General features: G+C 44.2%; 14 protein-coding genes. 12 read left to right on the top strand and 2 right to left on the bottom strand.

Translation table 11 applies throughout. The features are described 5' to 3' along the window. The first annotated feature begins 10 nt into the window (after window positions 1-10). The 3 genes from DDT91_RS15285 to DDT91_RS20850 all read left to right on the top strand — a co-directional run bounded on the left by DDT91_RS15285 (window position 11) and on the right by DDT91_RS20850 (window position 1,970). Entirely contained in the window at window positions 11-1,363 is a 1,353-nt protein-coding gene (locus DDT91_RS15285; protein WP_187177062.1) for an NAD(P)/FAD-dependent oxidoreductase, read from the top strand. Between the two features lie 74 nt (window positions 1,364-1,437). Next, a complete protein-coding gene (locus DDT91_RS15280) occupies window positions 1,438-1,671 on the top strand; it encodes a hypothetical protein (protein ID WP_187177061.1) in 234 nt (77 codons plus the stop codon). Window positions 1,672-1,673: 2 nt separating this feature from the next. Continuing rightward, window positions 1,674-1,970 carry a type II toxin-antitoxin system RelE/ParE family toxin gene (locus DDT91_RS20850; RefSeq protein WP_187177060.1) on the top strand — a complete coding sequence of 99 codons (297 nt, stop codon included), beginning with the start codon at window positions 1,674-1,676 and terminating at the stop codon, window positions 1,968-1,970. 58 nt (window positions 1,971-2,028) lie between these two features. Here the strand turns inward: DDT91_RS20850 and ruvB are convergent, their stop codons facing one another. Beyond that, complete coding sequence (gene ruvB / locus DDT91_RS15270; RefSeq protein ID WP_187177104.1) at window positions 2,029-3,060, bottom strand: Holliday junction branch migration DNA helicase RuvB; 1,032 nt, start codon at window positions 3,058-3,060, stop codon at window positions 2,029-2,031. A gap of 106 nt (window positions 3,061-3,166) precedes the next feature. On the opposite strand from ruvB, the gene DDT91_RS15265 reads away from it, so the two are divergent. The 7 genes from DDT91_RS15265 (at window position 3,167) to DDT91_RS15235 (ending at window position 12,073) form a co-directional block, all read left to right on the top strand. Then, the gene (locus DDT91_RS15265) at window positions 3,167-4,216 is read left to right on the top strand and encodes an FAD:protein FMN transferase (RefSeq protein WP_187177059.1); all 1,050 of its coding nucleotides are present in this window, start codon (window positions 3,167-3,169) and stop codon (window positions 4,214-4,216) included. 75 nt (window positions 4,217-4,291) lie between these two features. Beyond that, on the top strand, window positions 4,292-5,059 hold the full coding sequence (locus DDT91_RS15260; RefSeq protein WP_255502140.1) for a ZIP family metal transporter: 768 nt from the start codon (window positions 4,292-4,294) through the stop codon (window positions 5,057-5,059). Between the two features lie 190 nt (window positions 5,060-5,249). Next, the gene (locus DDT91_RS15255; RefSeq protein WP_187177058.1) at window positions 5,250-5,513 is read left to right on the top strand and encodes a DUF4212 domain-containing protein; all 264 of its coding nucleotides are present in this window, start codon (window positions 5,250-5,252) and stop codon (window positions 5,511-5,513) included. A 1-nt stretch (window position 5,514) separates the two neighbouring features. After that, complete coding sequence (locus DDT91_RS15250) at window positions 5,515-7,200, top strand: sodium:solute symporter family protein (protein ID WP_187177057.1); 1,686 nt, start codon at window positions 5,515-5,517, stop codon at window positions 7,198-7,200. A gap of 29 nt (window positions 7,201-7,229) precedes the next feature. Beyond that, window positions 7,230-9,122, top strand: a complete 1,893-nt coding sequence (gene acs, locus DDT91_RS15245) for an acetate--CoA ligase (RefSeq protein ID WP_187177056.1) — start codon at window positions 7,230-7,232, stop codon at window positions 9,120-9,122. Window positions 9,123-9,461: 339 nt separating this feature from the next. Further along, window positions 9,462-11,405, top strand: coding sequence for a DUF294 nucleotidyltransferase-like domain-containing protein (locus tag DDT91_RS15240; protein WP_187177055.1), 1,944 nt, complete (start codon window positions 9,462-9,464; stop codon window positions 11,403-11,405). After that, on the top strand, window positions 11,402-12,073 hold the full coding sequence (locus DDT91_RS15235; protein ID WP_187177054.1) for a PolC-type DNA polymerase III: 672 nt from the start codon (window positions 11,402-11,404) through the stop codon (window positions 12,071-12,073). The genes DDT91_RS15240 and DDT91_RS15235 overlap by 4 nt, the downstream gene beginning before the upstream one ends. Here DDT91_RS15235 and DDT91_RS15230 read toward each other — a convergent pair whose 3' ends face one another. Beyond that, window positions 12,074-13,480 (bottom strand): DUF4403 family protein, encoded by a 1,407-nt coding sequence (locus DDT91_RS15230; protein WP_187177053.1) that lies wholly within the window; start codon window positions 13,478-13,480, stop codon window positions 12,074-12,076. 67 nt (window positions 13,481-13,547) lie between these two features. On the opposite strand from DDT91_RS15230, the gene ytxJ reads away from it, so the two are divergent. Beyond that, the gene (ytxJ, locus tag DDT91_RS15225) at window positions 13,548-13,883 is read left to right on the top strand and encodes a bacillithiol system redox-active protein YtxJ (protein WP_187177052.1); all 336 of its coding nucleotides are present in this window, start codon (window positions 13,548-13,550) and stop codon (window positions 13,881-13,883) included. 127 nt (window positions 13,884-14,010) lie between these two features. Further along, the gene (locus DDT91_RS15220; RefSeq protein WP_187177051.1) at window positions 14,011-16,911 is read left to right on the top strand and encodes a TonB-dependent receptor; all 2,901 of its coding nucleotides are present in this window, start codon (window positions 14,011-14,013) and stop codon (window positions 16,909-16,911) included. The last annotated feature ends 68 nt before the right edge of the window (window positions 16,912-16,979 follow it).

The following is a 16,979-nucleotide window of genomic DNA, read 5'->3' as shown; positions in this document are numbered from 1 at the left end:
AACTAATCCAATGAAAAACAACTCCATCACCATCTTGGGTGCCGGCTTGATCGGCAGCTTGATGGCCATATATCTCAAGCGTCAGGGTCTAGACGTACATATCTACGACAAGCGTCCCGACAAACGCAAAACTCCCTACTACGAAGGTGGACGCTCCATCAATATGGCTTTGAGCCATCGGGGTTGGAAAAGCCTTGAGCAGGTTGGACTGAAGGACAAAGTACTGCCCTTGGCCATCCCGATGTATGGACGAAAGATCCATGATGAACATGGAGGCACGACTTTTATCCCCTACGGAAAAGCCAATCAGGCCATTTATTCCATTTCCAGAGGAAAATTCAACCAACTGCTAGCCGAGGAGGCTGAGCGACTGGGGGCACAGATTCACTTTGAGCACAAGTGTCAAGAGGTAGATTTCCGATCCAACGAAATCACTTTTGAAACTCCCGAAGGATTGGAAAAACTCCAACCCCAAGTGATTATCGGGGCGGATGGGGCCTATTCTGCCCTTCGCATGTCCATGCAAAAGCAGATCAGATTCAACTATAAGCAGGAATACATTTCTCACGGGTATAAAGAGCTGACCATCCCGGCAACTGCCGAGGGGGAGTTTGCCATGGATCCTAATGCGCTTCACATCTGGCCAAGAGGGAAGTTCATGTTGATCGCCTTGCCCAATCCGGATAAGTCGTTTACCTGCACGCTGTTTTTGCCTTTTGAAGGAAGCAAAGTGTGCTTTGAAAAAATCCAGGATGAAAAAGACCTGGAAACGGTATTCAGGGCCTATTTTGACGATGCTTATCAGTTGATGCCGGATTTGAAAACCGAGTTTTTCAAAAATCCGACTTCAGCTTTGATTAATGTGGAATGCTATCCTTGGGTTCAGGGAAATTCCCTATTGATCGGCGACGCCTCTCATGCCATGGTGCCTTTTTACGGACAAGGGATGAACTGCGGCTTTGAAGACTGCTACATTCTCAATCAACTGATCGAAAAACTCGGTACCAATGCTTGGGATTTGGTATTTGAAAAATTCCAGAAAAAGCGCAAGCCGGATACCGATGCCATCTGTCAGTTGGCCATGGAAAACTTCATCGAAATGCGGGACAGTGTAGCCGATCCGAAGTTTCAGCTGCGCAAAAAGATCGAGGCCAAACTGCATGACCTTTACCCCAAGGAGTGGATTCCACTCTATACCATGGTGACCTTTTCGGATATGGGCTATGCAGAGGCCTATGCACAAGGCAAGCTTCAAGAGGCGATCATGGACAAAGTAATGACCGACCCGCTGATCACTGAAAACTGGAATAAGCTCGACTACGAGGACATCATCAATCAGATGGAAACAGCAAAAGCGGTGTAAGAACCGCTTTTTTTGATTTATTCTTGCCAAAACTCAATTTGGAAACGTTAACTTGAGTAGAAAACAATCAGCTTATGGATATCGAGATTAAGAAAAGTCTAATTGCCGCTATCCTTCAAACAGAAAATGAAGAGATTCTTGAAGCAATCAAAAATCTCCTGAAGATTGAGGATAAGTTGGATTTTTGGGATCAACTTTCTCTTGAAGATCAGGAAGCTATCAATGAAGGAATTAGGCAGCTGGATGAGGGTAAAAGTGTCTTGTTTGATGAAGTTAAAGACTTAATCAAGGAACGGTTTAATTTTTAGAATTGAGCAGAAGGATCAAATATTCCCTTCGTGCCATCGAGGAGCAAATTGCTATCCTCGAATATATTGTTCAAAAATTTGGAAACTCGAAAGCAAATGAAGTCTTTCAAAAAATGAATCAAACACTGGAATTGATTTCTAAAAATCCAGAAATGTATCCAGAATCAAAAAGAAAGTCGGGGTTACGAAAATGTGTTTTTAGTCCTCAAACGAGTATTTACTATCGAATTAAAGCTGAGGAAATCGAGGTCATCACTTTAAGACCAAACCGAATAGACCCCACAAAATTTAAGATTTAAAAGACACTCAAACCCCTGTAGCTATTCGATTTAAACTGAATTGTTTTTAGAGATTCAATCACAAATCAAACAATGTCCCACTCGCTCCGGTCGGCTTGATTTTCAAATGTTTATAAGCTAATTCAGTTGCCATGCGACCTCGGGCGGTACGCTTCATATAGCCTTCTTGGATTAGGAAGGGTTCGTACACTTCTTCGATAGTCTCCGCTTCTTCCCCGCAGGCGGTAGCGATGGTGCCCAGACCAACTGGTCCGCCTTTGAATTTCTCGATGATTGTCAAGAGGATGCGATTGTCCATTTCGTCCAGGCCATTTTCATCCACATCAAGGGCATTGAGGGCAATTTTGGCGATTTCGAGGGTAATCGTTCCGTTTCCTTTGACTTCGGCAAAGTCTCGGGTTCGACGAAGCAGCATATTGGCGATTCGCGGTGTCCCACGGCTTCTACGTGCGATTTCATAGGCAGCCACCTCATCAATTGGAGTTTGCAAAATCCCCGCAGATCGGGTCACAATGTCCGTCAGCAATTTGGCATCGTAGTATTCCAACCGGGAATTGATCCCGAATCGGGCCCGAAGCGGTGATGTCAATAAGCCTGACCTCGTCGTTGCTCCGATCAAGGTAAAAGGACTGAGGGAAATCTGCACCGAACGGGCATTGGGTCCCGAATCCAGCATGATATCGATGCGGAAGTCCTCCATAGCCGAGTAGAGATATTCCTCCACGATAGGATTGAGTCGGTGAATCTCATCGATGAAAAGCACATCACCTTCCTCCAAGTTGGTCAGCAAACCTGCCAAATCGGAAGGCTTATCAAGCACTGGACCGGAAGTGATTTTGATTCCTGCCTGAAGTTCATTGGCGATGATGTTGCTCAAGGTGGTCTTGCCAAGCCCTGGAGGGCCATGCAACAGCACGTGATCAAGGGGTTCTTTTCGCTTTTTGGCGGCATGAACGAAGACCCGGAGATTTTCCAATATTTTGGCCTGACCGGTGAAATCATCAAAACTCAACGGACGCAAAGCCCGCTCAAATTCCCTGTCTTTGGGACTCAAATGCTCCTCGTCTCCTTTCAAATAATCTTCTCTCATGGCAAAATGGATACCCACAAATATAAACAAAAGCCCATGCCCAGCTTGCTCGGGTTTTTCCACTCCTGAGAAAAAATAGCCTAAATTCGCCTGAAATTATTGTCAAATGAGCCCCCGATTTCTGTTATCAAACTGCCTTTTCGCTTTGGTTTTCCTCCTCTCTTCCTGTGAAGGCTGGTTGAAGAAAAATTGGACATCAGGCGAACAGCTTACTTTGATCACTGCAAAAGAGGTCAAAGTAAACGGTTTCGGAACCGAATTCACCATCATCTATTTGGACTCTGCAGGTAGGGACATGAAGCCTGCAGTTGATTCTTTGATTCAGGAAATGGCCAAAGCCGCTGATGTAAATTCCCCAAGCTCAGAAGTCAGCACATTCAACTACAAGGATACACTCTTTTTGCCCAGTAAAGAGCTGGTATTGTGGATGAAAAAAGCCCAAAAATGGCAGGTAGAAACTGGGGGAGCTGTAGAATTTACCGAAAAACCACTCAATGAAATCTGGAGCTTTTCAAACTCAGGGCCAAAACTAAGGGACAGTACAGATGTCAGCTTTTTCCTAAAACTTACCGGGTTCCAAAGAATTACTTTGAGTGATTCCCTACTCCGAAAGCCATCCGGTATGTCTGTTAATTTCAGTAAAATCAGTGAAGGATTGATTCTGGATAGAATCGCGGTTTTATTAGAGAAAAAAGGAATCTCAAATTACCACCTAAAGTCATTGAAAACCGCACTGGCAAAAGGAGTGAACGAAAAAGGTGAGCTTTGGAAATCAAGCTTAACTTATCTTTCAGATAACTTGGACAATACCTCAGCAGGCATGATTGCTTTGGAAAACAAGGCCATATCCATTTGGGGTAATGAACAGGAATTTTATCAGAGAGATTCTTTAAAAATCGGATATACCCTTGATCCAAGAACAGGATTCCCGGTCAATCACGGGCTATTGAAAGCAACGGTAATCAGCAATGAAGCAGAAACCTCCGATGCGCTTACCGATTACCTTCGAGTCTCAGGTCGTGGTGCCGCTCTCCGACTGGATTCCCTTCGTAGTGATGTCCAATTTATTCTTATTTACCACGAGCGGGGAGGAAAACTGAAACAATATGTAAGTCCAAGCCTAAAACCTTATCTTTCCTTTAAGGTAAACCCCTAAGATAAATGCAACATTATTGAATTTTTGTACCTTTGTTGCAGTTATTGCAGCATTATTCCTTTGAAACCGGGAATAATGGCTAAAAAAATCATGGGACTAAACTTTCTATTGCTCTTTCTCACCGCGATGATTGCGGGCTTGCTGGTATTTTTTGCCCCGGTGTTCCGGGAAAAATACTTTAAGCTGGTCCTGGTTTTTGCAGGTTCTTATCTTTTTTCGATCACTATTCTTCACATCATTCCCGAATTATTCTCTTCGGATTATGGAACAGGAGAAATGGGGCTTTACATTCTTTTTGGATTTCTTTTACAGCAACTTCTTGAATTTTGGTCCTCGGGCATCGAGCATGGTCATATTCACAAGCACCAATCTGAGAGCACCAAAGGGGTCATCACTCTGATGACGGGTTTGTTCATTCATGCTTTTTTAGAGGGTACTCTACTTTCACATGGAGAACCTGTGGTGGCAGACACTATAGCGTCAGGTCATGTCCATAACAACAACACCGTTCTTCTTGGAATAATCATGCACAAAGGACCTGCTGCGTTTGCGTTGACAGCTGTTCTCTCCGCCTCATTGAGTAAAAAATGGACGATCGGACTGCTCACCATATTTGCTTTGGCTTCTCCTTTAGGAATGTTTTCAAGCTCTGTTTTTATTGAAAATGGCCTACTTTCCAAGCAGGGGATCGGGATCTTGTATGGCTTGGTGACAGGAGGTTTTTTGCATATATCGACTACCATTTTCTTCGAAAGCAGTCCACATCACAAGTTTCAGCTCAATAAACTGTTGGTGACTTTTTTGGCAGCAGGGTTGGCAATGATCTCCGAGTACCTGATCTAATCACTTCACTCAGGAATATTTTAAAGTATAGGGGACTTTTATAAAAAATTTAGCTTTTTGATGTAAAAGCCTTTGGATTCTCCAAGGAGATTCAGGTATTTCATTTTTGGAAATCAAAAGCGGAATTTCTTTTTGTAAAATTAATCTTCTGAAAGAAGTTCATTTGGATTTTCAATAAAAACCCAAAATTATGACCGATCGCCAATCCAAATCTTCTGCTTATTGGAAGAAAAATCTCCAAACTCTCCTTTTTCTCTTAGCCATATGGTTTTTGGTATCCTTCGGGTTTGGAATATTACTCGTAGAACCACTGAATGCCATCAAAATCGGAGGCTATCCGCTAGGATTTTGGTTTGCACAGCAAGGTTCGATTTACACCTTTATTTTGGTGATTTTCATTTATGTGGTCCGGATGAACAGGTTGGATCGGGAATTTGACGTAAACGAAGACTGAGATGGAGATTTTGACATGGACTTACCTCCTGGTGGGGTTGAGTTTTGCACTTTACATCGGAATTGCGATTTGGGCACGGGCAGGATCAACCAAGGAATTTTATGTGGCAGGAGGAGGCGTTTCCCCCTTGGCAAACGGCATGGCAACTGCCGCAGACTGGATGTCAGCGGCTTCATTCATCTCTATGGCCGGTTTGATATCTTTTGCGGGATACGATGGTTCGGTATATCTGATGGGATGGACCGGTGGCTATGTGCTTTTGGCTTTACTGCTTGCCCCTTATTTACGGAAGTTTGGCAAATTCACAGTTCCTGATTTTGTAGGTGACCGATACTATTCCAATAAAGCCAGAGTCGTCGCGGTAATTTGTGCTCTGTTCATCTCCTTCATCTATGTAGCTGGTCAGATGAGAGGGGTAGGCATCGTCTTTTCCCGCTATCTCGAAGTCCCGATTGAATGGGGCGTGGTAATTGGAATGTGCATTGTGTTTTTTTATGCCGTTTTGGGGGGAATGAAAGGAATTACCTACACCCAAGTGGCTCAATACTGTGTGTTGATCTTTGCTTATATGGTACCTGCGATCTTCATCTCTATGCAGTTGACGGGCAACCCAATCCCACAGCTTGGCTTGGGAGGAAGTTTGGAAGATGGAGTACCACTTTTGGAGAAACTGGATGGTGTTTTGGCAGATCTGGGTTTTGCAGAATATACTTCCGGTAGAAAAGGAATGGGAGATATGTTAATGATCACCCTGGCACTGATGGTAGGCACAGCAGGACTACCTCATGTGATTGTGCGGTTTTTCACTGTACCGAAGGTGAAGGATGCTAGACTTTCTGCTGGTTATGCCTTGATTTTTATCGCAATCCTATATACCACAGCTCCGGCTGTTGCTGCTTTTGGAATCTACAATGCCATCAATTCCACCGCAGAGAAGAAACTTGACGAACTACCCAACTGGATAGCCACCTGGGAAAAGACCAATCTGATTCAGATCGAGGATAAAAATGCCGATGGAAAAGTCCAATATCTGGCCGACCCCAAGGCCAACGAGCTGACGATCGACAAAGACATCATGGTGCTGGCAAGCCCTGAGATCGCCGAGCTCCCCAACTGGGTAGTAGGCTTGGTTGCGGCTGGCGCGATGGCTGCAGCACTTTCTACTGCTGCCGGTTTATTATTGGTCATTTCCACTTCTGTCTCACGCGATCTATTCAAAACCTTCAAACCCGATATATCCGAGAAAAAAGAACTCCAAATCGCCCGACTTTCCGCTGCAGGAGCTGTGATTTTGGCCGGCTATTTTGGAGTGAATCCTCCTGGTTTTGTGGCGGAGGTAGTGGCTTTCGCTTTTGGATTGGCAGCCGCCTCTTTTTTTCCGGTAATCATCTTGGGAATCTTTTCTACCCGAATTAACAAAGAAGGAGCAATCACCGGAATGCTAGTGGGATTGGTATTTACCATAGGCTACATTTCCTACTTCAAATTTATTTCGCCTGAACTCAACACCGCCGAGTATTGGTGGTGGGGCATTTCACCTGAGGGCATTGGCTCTATCGGCATGATTTTCAACTTCATCTGCTGCTATATCGTCTCCAAATATACACCTGCACCTCCTGCACATGTACAGGAATTGATTCAGGAAATCCGTATCCCACGCGGAGCGGGAAAGGCACACGATCATTAACTTTATTTATTTCCAAATAACCCACTACCATGAGTGATAGACTACATACCCTTAGCGGATACCTTTACGAATACCAAAAAAGCATTGCCCAACCCGAGGAATTCTGGGCTAGAATTGCCGATTCTTTTCATTGGAGAAAGCGATGGAACAAAGTACTAAAATGGAATTTTGAAGGACCTGAAGTAAGGTGGTTTGATGGTGCCAAGCTGAATATCACTGAAAACATCTTTGAAAAACAACTGTACACGATCGGAGAACGCCCCGCCATCATCTGGGAACCCAACGAGCCAGATGAACCTACCCGAACCTTGACTTATCGCCAGCTTTTCAGAGAAGTTTGTCGATTTGCCAATGCCTTGAAAGCTAAAGGAATCGGAAAAGGTGATCGAGTAATCATCTACATGCCCATGGTCCCTGAGGCGGCAATTGCCATGTTAGCTTGTGCCCGGATAGGAGCTATCCATTCAGTGGTTTTTGCGGGATTCTCCAGCACATCGCTGGCTGATCGGATCAATGACTGCCAAGCCAAGGCTGTTCTGACTTCCGATGGAAACTATCGAGGCAACAAAAAAATCACGGTCAAAGGTGTCGTCGATGAAGCGTTGGAAAAATCTACGGTAGAAACGGTGATCGTCTATAAAAGAACGGGACAGGAAACCAACATGGTCTCCGGGAGAGACTTTTGGTGGGATGAAGTTCTTGAAGGCCAATCCGATGAAAATACCCCCGAAGAGATGGACAGCGAGGACATGCTGTTTATCCTCTATACCTCCGGATCGACTGGAAAACCCAAAGGAGTCGTACATACTACAGGAGGATACATGGTCTACACCAAATACTCTTTCGAGAACGTGTTCCAATATTCTCCAGGTGACGTTTATTGGTGCACAGCAGACATCGGATGGATCACAGGCCACTCCTACATTGTCTATGGCCCACTATTGGCAGGTGCTACCACACTTATGTTTGAAGGTGTGCCGACTTATCCTAATCCAAGTCGCTTCTGGCAGGTAATCGAAAAACACAAAGTCAATGTGTTTTACACCGCACCTACTGCCATCAGGGCACTTCAGGCATTTGGCACCGAACCCATCGAAGGATATGATTTGAGTTCATTGAAGGTCCTCGGGTCAGTGGGAGAACCGATCAACGAAGAAGCTTGGCACTGGTATCATACCCACATCGGTAAAGGACATTGTCCAATAGTCGATACCTGGTGGCAAACCGAAACAGGAGGAATTTTGGTTTCTCCACTTGCCGGAATTACACCGACGAAACCTGCTTATGCCACCTTGCCGTTACCTGGAATCCAACTCTGCATCGTGGATTCAGAAGGAAACGAACTTACGGGCAATTCGGTAGAAGGAAACCTATGCATTAAATTCCCCTGGCCCTCCATGATCCGAACCACCTACGGAGATCACGAAAGATGCAAACAGACGTATTTCTCCACCTATAAGAACATGTACTTCACGGGTGACGGAGTGAAACGGGATCATGACGGCTATTACAGAATCCTTGGACGAGTAGACGATGTCATCAATGTCTCCGGTCATAGAATGGGCACCGCTGAAGTAGAAAACGCGATCAATGAGCACCCAAAAGTGATCGAATCTGCAGTGGTTGGCTATCCTCACGAAGTAAAAGGCCAGGGCATTTATGCCTATGTGATCTGCGATATGAGTAACCGAACAGAGGAAAATCTGATCAACGAGATCAAAGAAATGGTATCCAAGATCATAGGTCCAATCGCCAAACCCGACAAAATTCAAATCGTCCCCGGCTTACCTAAAACCCGATCAGGTAAGATCATGCGACGTATTCTGCGAAAAGTCGCCGAAGGCAGCACTGACAGCATGGGTGACACCTCCACCCTACTCGATCCGGAAGTAGTGGAGAAGATCATTGAGGGGAGAAAGTAAAGAGAGACTTTAGAAGCAAGATATTAGATACAAGACATTAGACTCAAGCTTTAGACTTGCCGAAAGCCAATTCAATCTTGGCTATCCTGTAATTGTAATTTCTTGTGAATTACTTGTTGATCTGAATGTCAAGAATCTTGTCCCTAGCATCGTAAAAGTTGTCATTTGGGATTCATCATTGGATGATAGCTATTGACTCAAAAACAAACGAACTCAGAATTATTGAATGAATAAAATTTCGAAATCGAACACCGAACGTCGAATTTCGAAGTTTGTACCTTGTATCTAGCTTCTTGTGTCTTAAGTCTTGCTTCTTTTATCTAGCCTCTTGCGTATAAAATGAACGTCATTGTCAATCGGGTTGCTGAGTTTCTGAAAAGATTCCCTCCATTTTCCTTTTTGGATAAAGAAGACCTCCAGACAGTGGCTCAACAGGTAGAAATCCAGTATTTGGAAAAGGGGGAAACGCTTTTCACACAAGGAGAACCTGCTAGACCCAGTTTTTTTGTACTCAAAGAAGGGACTATTCATTTGGTAGAAAGTACCGCGAAAGGTGACGAAATCCGGGAAATATGTGACGAAGGCGATGTCTTCGGGGTATTGGCATTATTGGGCAAAAGGCCTTACCTATTGACCTCTAAAGTCACAGAAAATAGCTTAGTCTATGCTATTCCTGTGGATGTTTTTGAAAAAATACTGGAAAAAAACAGCCGGGTTGCCCTGTTCTTTGCTGCGGGATTTGCAGCCGGTCAGGTGGTCGTTAGGCAAGATCTTTCACAGGGGCAAAAAGCACGGGGTGAATTCAAGAAGCCCACAGGTGACCATTCCCTGATGATTTTTTCTGATCAATACGAAGTCAAAGTATCCGAAAAAGTCCTGACCTGCGGCCCTAACGACTCCATCCAGACCGCTGCAAAACTGATGTCCACTGCTCAGGTAAGCAGCATTATCATCTGTGACTATTCCAATTTTCCATTAGGAATCCTCACAGACAAGGACTTGCGAACCAGAGTATTGGCTTTAGGAATCTCTCCTGATCTCCCGGTTTCTCAGGTCATGACCCAACCCGTGATCACACGCAAAAAATCTGATGGATTCGGCAACTTGTATCTCACCATGATCCGAAATCGCCTCCACCATCTGGTGCTGACGGAAGACGGTACCGACCGAAGTCCTGTTTGCGGATTGATCTCTGACCATGACATTTTCTTATCGATGGGAAATAGTCCGGCAGTGTTGATTCATGCCCTGATGAACACCCTCGATGTGGGAGAAATGCGAAAGATCCGAGACAGGGCAGAACAAATGCTGAGGTATTACCTGGAGAATGAGGTATCCATGGAGTTTGTAGCTTCGGTGATGACAGAGATAAATGACGTGATTATCACCCAAGCCTTGGAAATAGGCAAGAATAATCTCGCCTCCGATTTTCCGGGAATGAATCAGGTACCTTTTTGCTTCCTCTCACTTGGCAGCGAAGGAAGAGAGGAGCAACTTCTCCGTACTGACTTGGACAATGCGATCCTGTACGCCGATACTTCCGAAAGCCAATCTGAACGGGCAAAAGAGTATTTTCTCAAGCTTGGGGAGCAGGTCATAGAGGTGCTATTGGCATGTGGATTTGATCCCTGCCCGGCCAAGATGATGGCGAACAATCCCGAGTGGGTTCAACCCCTTTCCATTTGGAAAGAATATTTTTCCGAATGGATCATGAGACCAACTCCAGAAGCTCTGTTAAAGTCTTCCATCTTTTTTGATTTCAGACCGGTAAAGGGTAACTCATCACTCGCCGAAGAGTTGACTAGGCACATCTATGAGGAAATCCGAAAAAAGAAGGCTTTTTTGAGTTTTATGGGCCAAAATGCACTTCAAAATCCTCCTCCATTGGGTTTTTTCAAGGATTTTATGGTAGAAAAAACAGGCGAGCACAAAGATCATTTTGACATCAAAGCCAGAGCTATGATGCCACTGACAGACCTGGCAAGACTGCTTACCCTAAGCCATGAAATGGTCGGTATCAACAACACCTTCAAACGCTTTGAAAAGCTGGCGGAAATTGAACCAAACTATGCCGATCTTTTCCAACAAGCCGGAAAAGCCTATGAAATCCTGATGCGAATGCGGGCACTGGAAGGAATCGAACATCAAAATAGCGGACGATATCTCAACCCAAAATCTTTGGGCAAAATTCAAAGACAACTCCTAAAAAATACCTTTAGCCCGATCTCTGAACTCCAGGAGATCATCCAGATTAGATTTCAACTTGATTACTTCCGGAGATGAATTGGTGGGAATTTTGGAAATCAGGAAAGGCCAAAACGGATTTTGTACAATCCTATCTCGAGGTAAATGCGCAGCCCATTCCTGGCATCAGATCTATTGATCAGCTTATTTTTACAATTTTAGACACAGAAACCACCGGATTGGATCCAGCCAAAGACCGCGTGCTTTCGTTTGGTGCATTGAGAATACAACATGGAAAAATCCTGATTAACCAATCCGTTGAGTGGTACCCCGAATCCGAAATATCCGGAAAAAACACGGTGGCTATTCATGAGTTGGTAGAAATTCAAAACAGGATTACAACAGATGATTTTGCCAGGAAATTTCTTGGCTACATAGGTTCTTCCATTCTAGTAGGTCATCACGTCGGCTTCGACCTCGAAATCCTAAAAAACTGCCTAAAACCATTTGGGCTATCCTATTTTCCAAACCCAGTCATCGATACGTTTTATCTGGCCATTCGATTGGAACATGGCCCTCAAGCTGATTTGAGTAGAATAAAAAGAGAGAATTACAGTTTAGATGCACTTTGTAAAAAATATGAAATCGAGCCGGATGATCGGCATACCGCTTCGGGGGATGCATTCCTGACAGCGCTGCTATTCATTAAACTGTTGAAAATTGCAAGACAGAAAGGCATCATTACCTATGAAGCCCTCCTTCGTTGATTATTTCCAGGTTACCTCCACTTTCCCTTCAGCCTGCAACTGAATATCCAAGCCAGTTGCCGTAGGGTAAAATCCGGCCGGAAAAATAATCAGATCGGCTATTTTCAAATCGGCCATAGGGGTTTGCAAAGCCAGCCGCTCCTTAATCCCTGCTAAACTCCCATCCAGCGCCTCCTCCAAGGAAAATTTCATTCTCTGATTGAGTTGCTTTATTATTTTTCTCCTTTTTGCACTTGCCGCAAATTTTGCCTTAGAACTATTGCTTTCGAGGTTGAAGTTTACTTTTTCAAAAGCCAAAACACCTGCTTCTTTATCATAAACCGGCAATCCTGCTAAAAAAAACTCCCCGCTTATTTCCTTACCATCCAGGCTGGTGGCAACAAAATCCATCATGATCCCCAATTGCTCTCCATACGGTTTTGTTCTAAAATTGGAAGGACGGAAAATATACTTTCTATTCACTCGGACCGATAAACCCTCGAAAGCCTCTCCAATCATGTTGTCCAACTCCGAATAGGCCAAATGAAGAGGCACGGTGATTTTCAGATGATTGGACGGATCCTCATTCCCGGTAATTTTGGGAAGCGGAAATGGACGAGAAGGGACCGCATTTCCGGGATGTATCTGTACTTGCCCATTTAACCCCAGATCGAAATGGTATCCTTTTCCGGACACCAGATATTCTTTGATTTTGACAGAGTCCGGGCGGATTGAAAAGGCCATTCGTTTTCCTTCATATTCGACAAAAATGGGCTTGCCAACTTGTTCCCAACTCGCATCCACCAAAGGTTTTAAATTAATCAAGTCTCTCTTTGAAACCAGCTTTTCCCTCGCAAAGGATCGTATTTCATTTTGAATTATCGGACTGAGGTCAATCTCCATTCCCAAAGCAGAAAGGGATATTTTTCCGCCCAAATCAATCAGCTCAAAATCCCGTATCCCAAAAGACCAATTGGGATTAATCTCGGGATTGATTACAAACACCGGCGTAAGAGCTCTGTCAACCGGAATTTTTGACTGAAAAAGATTGCGAAGCCCACCAGGCTTGAGCCCTACTTCCCCTTGAATTCTGACCGGAAAAATGACCTGCATTCGCTGACTATCCAGGGGATTTATCTCGATCAGCCCATTTCTGTTGAAATTCAAATCCCCGATTATTCCATTGCCCAAGTCCATTCCTTTTTCAAAAAAAATCGTTGGGGGCACTGCTTGGTTAACCAAATTAGCCAGTGTAGTCACAGGAATTTCCAGCGGCACATTGACCGATGACTGGGGCGACGTAATTTTAGCCAGTGGAAGTTGAGCACTCGGGTCAAGTGATTTGCAGGATAAGCCAAGGTGCGCTATCACCAGAACCAAGACCAAGTGTTTGAAAATTTTATTAAAAGGGAGTAGAATCTTCATCATAATTCGACTTTCACAGGGAACTTATTTGCCCTAGCAAGAATTGCCCCAAAAGTAAGGAAAAGAGTATATGAACTGGAATAAGCTTACCCATTCGAATCAACTGGAAGAAATCAGGTCTCTGAGTATGGAGAAGCCCGTGTTGATTTTCAAACACTCCACCCGGTGCTCCATCAGCAGCATGTCCTTAGACCGGCTTTTACGCAACTGGAAAAACGGAGACGAGGAGAAAATTACCCCCTATTACCTTGATCTCATCGCTTACCGATCACTCTCAGATCAAATTGAGGAAGAATTTGGAGTACCCCATGAATCTCCCCAAGTCTTGATTGTCAAAAATGGGATAGCAGTATATGACAATAGTCATTTTGGCATTTCCTATCCGGAGATAATGGCTCAGCTTTGAGCAAAGCTTATTCTCAAAAGGAATTTTCACCATTTATCCTGAGAATTTCCCATTCTAATTTTTACCCAGGATCGGGTTAAACCTTTTTCTTTCATGATCAGTCAAAGAATTTGAACTTTGTCCTGTTATGAAAAAACATTACACCCTTAGTATCCTGATTTTTAGCCTTTTGCTGACCTTTTCAGCTTTCGGCCAAAGACCTGCCGGTCAAGCACAAGAAGAGCGGAAATTTACCGGCAAAGTCATCGATGGAGTGACTAATACTCCCATGATCGGTGCCAACGTATTGGTAAAGACCGTAACTGACTCTTTGCTTAGAGGCACGGTGACCGGAGCAGATGGTACATTTGAAATCTCCCGTCCTGATATCCCTCAAGTAAAACTGGAAATTACCTTTTTGGGATATAAAACCATATCCCGAATCCACAGCATGCGAGAACCCGTGACCCTGGGAGACCTGATTCTTTTGGAAGACACCAAAGTACTCGGTGAGGTGGTTATCCAAGGTCAAAACGTGGTTGGTGAGCAAAAAGGAGATACCACTTCCTTCAATGCTAATGCATTCAAGACCCAAACAAACGCACAGGCAGAGGATCTAATCCGAAAAATGCCTGGGATCACGATGCAAGGAGGACAAATACAAGCCCAAGGAGAAAATGTCCAGCGGATTCTGGTAGATGGCAGGGAGTTTTTTGGAAACGATCCAAATATCGCGTTAAGAAACCTTCCGGCAGATGCGATCGATCGGGTAGAAGTCCTTGACCAAAGATCCGACCAAAGTAGACTGACCGGATTTGATGATGGCAACTACACCAAAACCATCAACATCATTCTGAGAGAAGACCGCAAAAACGGTTCATTTGGCCGAGCTTATGGAGGATATGGCACGGATGACCGATATGCTGCAGGAGGTAGCCTAAACATGTTTAAGGGGGACCAACGATTTTCTGTACTAGGCCTTTTCAATAACATCAACCAGCAAAACTTTTCAAGTCAAGACCTTGCCGGAGTGACGGCCAATGCTTCCGGAGGAGGTGGCATGCGTGGTGGAATGATGGGTGCAGGAGGAAGACCTGGAGGAGGTGGCCAATGGGGCGGTGGAGGAAACAACAATTTCTTTGTCGGTAACCAAGGCGGAATCGTGACGACCAATGCTCTGGGATTGAACTACTCTGACAAATGGGGTAAAAAAGTCAATTTTACAGGCTCCTATTTCTTCAACAACACCACCAATTCCTTGCGACAAATTACCAACAGAGAAACGGTGGTTAATGAAAATTTGATCCAGTATTACCAGGAAAACCTGATCAATACTGTTGAAAACAATAACCATAGAGCCAATGCCAGAATCGAGGCGGATTTGAATGAGAAAAACTCGATCATTCTGACCCCAAGCTTGTCATTCCAAAACAATAATACGTTCAGCGACAGGGATGCATTGACATTGACCAATGCAGGTGACTCTCTTTCTGCCCTGAGATCTATCTCCAATGCAGAGACCAAGGCATTCAACATTTCCAATAACCTCACCTATCGATATAAATTCAATAAAAAGGGAAGGACACTTTCCACAGAAATCTTTACTGCCTGGAGCAACCGGGACCAGGTTTCTGACCTCTTGGCAGCCAGTAGGGATTTTAGGAGATTTGTAATTGACACCACGCTGCAGGAGACTGACGCATTGAATGATGGCTTCAATTATCGAGTCAATATGACCTTTACGGAGCAGTTGGGTAAAAACTCCATTGGGACATTTGGCTACCAAATTGGCAATAATAAAACCAATGCCGACCAGAAAACTTATATCCTGGATGATGAGAGAAGACCTGTGCTGGATACTGCTTTAAGTAATGAATTCAACAACAAATTCATCACTCAAAGACTTCGCTCCGGATATGCTTACAACAATCAGGCATGGAGTGTCAACCTAAACTTGGATTACCAAAATGCAAGATTGGATAATCAGTCCTTCTTCCCGGAAGTGGGAACTTTCAACAGAAGCTTCAACAATCTTCTTCCCAGCGCCAATGTGAATTACAGAAACAGGGAAACAGGATTTAGCTGGAGATTCAGATACCGTACCGACACCAACGAACCATCCGTGGCTGAGCTCCAAAATGTGGTAAACAACCAAAACCCTTTGAATCTAAGAGTGGGAAATCCGGAGTTGGGCCAAAGCTACAACCACAACATCTTCGCCAACATCAGCAAGGTCAACCTGGAGAAATCCAGAACCTTGTTCATGTTCTTGAATTACAGCGGAACTAATGATTACATCGGAAACAGTACCTTTTTGACTACAAGGGATACACTGATCAACAACGAGATTCTACTCAGATCCGGTGGCCAGATTAGTCAGCCGGTCAATCTCAGTGGAAACTTTAGAACAAGCTTTTTCTTAACCTATGGGGCTCCGATCAAAAAGATCAAGACCCAGTTTAATACCAACTCAAGGGTTAGCTTCAACAGAATTCCCGGCTTGATCAATGGAGAAAAAAACCTGAACGACAACCTAACGCTTAGCCAAGGATTGACTTTCAGCTCCAACATTAGCCAAAATGTTGACTTCTCCATCAATACCACCGGTTCATATAATATCGTAAACTCTTCTCTCCAGCAAAATCTGAACAACAACTTTTATCAGCAAGAATCCAATATCCGATTGTACTTCTCCTCCACCAACGGGAAGTTCTTCATGGGTAATAATTTTGCTCATACCCTATACACTGGCCTTTCTGAAGGATTCAATCAAAATTTCTGGCTTTGGAATTTGGAGGGTGGATTTCGGTTTGCGAAAAACAACAAGGCTGAGTTGAAGGCGGTGGTGTTTGACGTACTCAATCAAAACAACAGCATCAGCCGAACCATTTCTGATGTTTCCGTGACCGATGTGTTTACCAATGTACTCACAAGGTATGGCATGGTAACCTTTACCTACATCATTGGCAACTTTAAGCAACCTGCTGCCCAGCCTCAACAACCTTGGATGATGGGAAGACCTCCTGGAGGAGGAGGAAGAACTTGGTAACAAAGTCTGAAAGATAAAGTCAGAAAGCTGAAAAAGCCCTGCTATTCAAGTATAGTAGGGGTTTATCT

It is taken from the genome of Algoriphagus sp. AK58 (assembly GCF_014324365.1).
GTDB lineage: Bacteria > Bacteroidota > Bacteroidia > Cytophagales > Cyclobacteriaceae > Algoriphagus.
This window is presented reverse-complemented; position numbering and strand designations above follow the sequence as displayed.